The organism is Kitasatospora sp. NPDC059795 (assembly GCF_042732175.1).
GTDB lineage: Bacteria > Actinomycetota > Actinomycetes > Streptomycetales > Streptomycetaceae > Kitasatospora.
In genome coordinates this window covers 1-2,384 of record NZ_JBHWID010000047.1, presented here as the reverse complement: position 1 = coordinate 2,384, position 2,384 = coordinate 1, and the positions used below count along the sequence as shown (strand labels likewise).

Genomic DNA, 2,384 nt, shown 5'->3' with positions numbered 1-2,384 from the left:
CCCTCTCGTATCCACCGACGGTCAGGAGAGCCCGTGGCTGAGGGAGCCGGCTCCGCAGGTCACCAGCGGTCGAACACCGCGCCCGCCACCACGGTCGACCCCTGCGGACTCCCCTCGGAACCATCACCTGACACCGCCCGACCCCGACCCATCCGCCTTCCCGACCACCGGAACACCGACGCCGGCCGGAGCACCGGCACCGCACCGGTACGCGGAAGCAGACGCCTCCGGGCCGGGCGCAAAACCCTCCAGCGGGTGTTGGGGGTGGGTTTGTTACCTGATTCGTTGACGGATCGGGGGAACGCGAAGCTGTTCGTGCGGTTGTACGCGCAGGATTATCGGCATGTGACGGGGTTGGGGTGGTATCGGTGGGACGGCACGCGGTGGCAGAGCGATGAGGACGACACCGTTTTGTGGGCGGCGGGTGAGATGGCGGAGAGTATCGCCGTCACCGATCCGCGGGGGGTGTATTCGGACGCGGCGCTGCGCAAGCACCGGCGGCGTGCGCTGAGCACGTCGGGGATCAACGCGCTGCTGGCGCAGGCGAGATCGGCTCCGGGGATGGTGCTGAGCGCGGGAGCGCTGGACGCGGACCCGTACATGCTGTGCACGCCGGCGGGGGTGGTGGACCTGCGGTCGGGGGTGCTGCGGGCCCCGGACCCGGACCGGGACTTCCATTCCCGTTCGACCTCGATCGGCCCCCGGCAGATGCCGACCCCGCGCTGGGACCTCTTCCTGACCGACACGTTCGGGGACGACGACCGGGGCAGGGAGATGATCCGGTTCCTGCATCTCCTGCTCGGCTACTCCCTGACGGGGGACGTGGGGGCGCAGGTCATGCCGTTCCTCTTCGGCTCGGGCAAGAACGGCAAGTCCGTGCTGCTCGATGTCCTGATCAAGCTCCTGGGCGATTACGCGGACGCCGCGCCGCCCGGTTTCCTGATGGCCCGTCCCTTCGAGGGACACCCCACCGACCTCGCCGAGCTCCACGGCCGCCGCGTGATCGTGTGTTCCGAGGTGAAGCCCGGCGACCGGTTCGACGAGTCCCGGGTGAAACTCCTGACCGGCGGCGACCGCATCAAAGCACGCCGGATGCGCCAGGACTTCTTCTCCTTCGCCCCCACCCACAAACTCTGGCTCCTGGGCAACCACCGCCCCCAAGTCGGCACCGGCGGCTACGCCTTCTGGCGCCGGATGCGCCTGATCCCCTTCGACCGCGTCGTCTCCGACCACCAGAAGATCGACAACCTCGCCGACATCCTCGTCACCGAAGAAGGCCCCGGCATCCTCAACTGGCTCATCACCGGAGCCCACCACTACCTCAACGGCCCCCGCGACCTCACCGGACCCGAAACCGTCCGCATCGCCACCACCGCCTACGCCGAAACCGAAGACCACACCGGCCGCTTCCTCACCCACCACGAGACCACGCCGTGATCAGGACGGAGGCGTCGAACGCGAACCGGAACCGTTCGGAGGACCGACCCCCGGGTGGTGGTGGGGGTGGGAGAGGGGTCCGCCTTCGGAGCGTTCGGTTTTGTGGCCTTTGGCGCGGGGGGTGAGGGTGGTGGGGTCGACGGCTTCTGCGGGTGCGCCGGTGGCGTAGAGGCCTTGGGGTGCGGTGTCGCGGTCGTGGGGCAGGAGCCAGAAGACGCGTCGGCGGAAGGTGCCGGAGGAGCGTGAGGGGCGGGCTCGGGGGTGGAGTACGGCGTATCCGACCATGCGGCCGTCGCGGTGGTAGGCGGGTTTTCCGCGTCGGTTGGGCAGTCGGTCCAGGCTCTGTCGTACGTAGTCCAGGATCGAGATGTCCTCCAGCCAGACCAGCTCCGTTTCCTCACTGATCTCGTCCCCGTCGATCAGAGCACTCACTCCGCCTCCTCCTCGACCACAGCCGCTACTGGACACTGTGCACCGGGCCCGCGGCCATGAGCAGCCTAAAGTCGGATACCGCAACGGCCCGGCGCGGGGGTATGGCATCCTCCCTCCGGCACGGGCCCAGGATCTCAAGCGGCCCACGGAGCGATCGGATACCACGGGATGACCTCCCGGCGCGCGAGGATCCTGACGTCCCAGTACAGGAACGTGAAGACACCCGCCACGATCAGGGTCACCGCGGTCACGGCCGCCATCCGACCGGGATCCGCCGTCATCCAGGCAGCCGCCTGCCCGCCCGCGAAGTACGCCAACAGGAAGAAGACCACCGCGATGACCAGCACGTTGCCGATCGACTGCAACAGGAAGGCCGACGCCCCGTAAAGAGGGTTGCCGCTCTGCGCCGCGTCGCGGAAGAGCTGCCGGAACAGCGGATACGGCCGCCCCACCAGGAACCCCGCGACCAGGCCCCCCAAGAACACCGGCTGCGCCTGCGGAACGCGTCGGGACGC

At 68.9% G+C, this 2,384-nt stretch carries 2 protein-coding genes and 1 pseudogene; 1 reads left to right on the top strand and 2 read right to left on the bottom strand.

The window, feature by feature from the left end; genetic code table 11:
* Positions 1 to 255 precede the first annotated feature (255 nt).
* The gene (locus tag ACFV4P_RS35870) at positions 256 to 1,437 is read left to right on the top strand and encodes a phage/plasmid primase, P4 family (RefSeq protein WP_380477680.1); all 1,182 of its coding nucleotides are present in this window, start codon (positions 256 to 258) and stop codon (positions 1,435 to 1,437) included.
* Here ACFV4P_RS35870 and ACFV4P_RS35865 read toward each other — a convergent pair whose 3' ends face one another.
* Together ACFV4P_RS35865 and ACFV4P_RS35860 are read right to left on the bottom strand one after the other, a co-directional pair.
* Entirely contained in the window at positions 1,438 to 1,869 is a 432-nt protein-coding gene (locus tag ACFV4P_RS35865; protein WP_242435353.1) for a DUF6009 family protein, read from the bottom strand.
* A gap of 134 nt (positions 1,870 to 2,003) precedes the next feature.
* Positions 2,004 to 2,384: pseudogene (locus ACFV4P_RS35860) on the bottom strand (hypothetical protein); the annotation flags it as partial.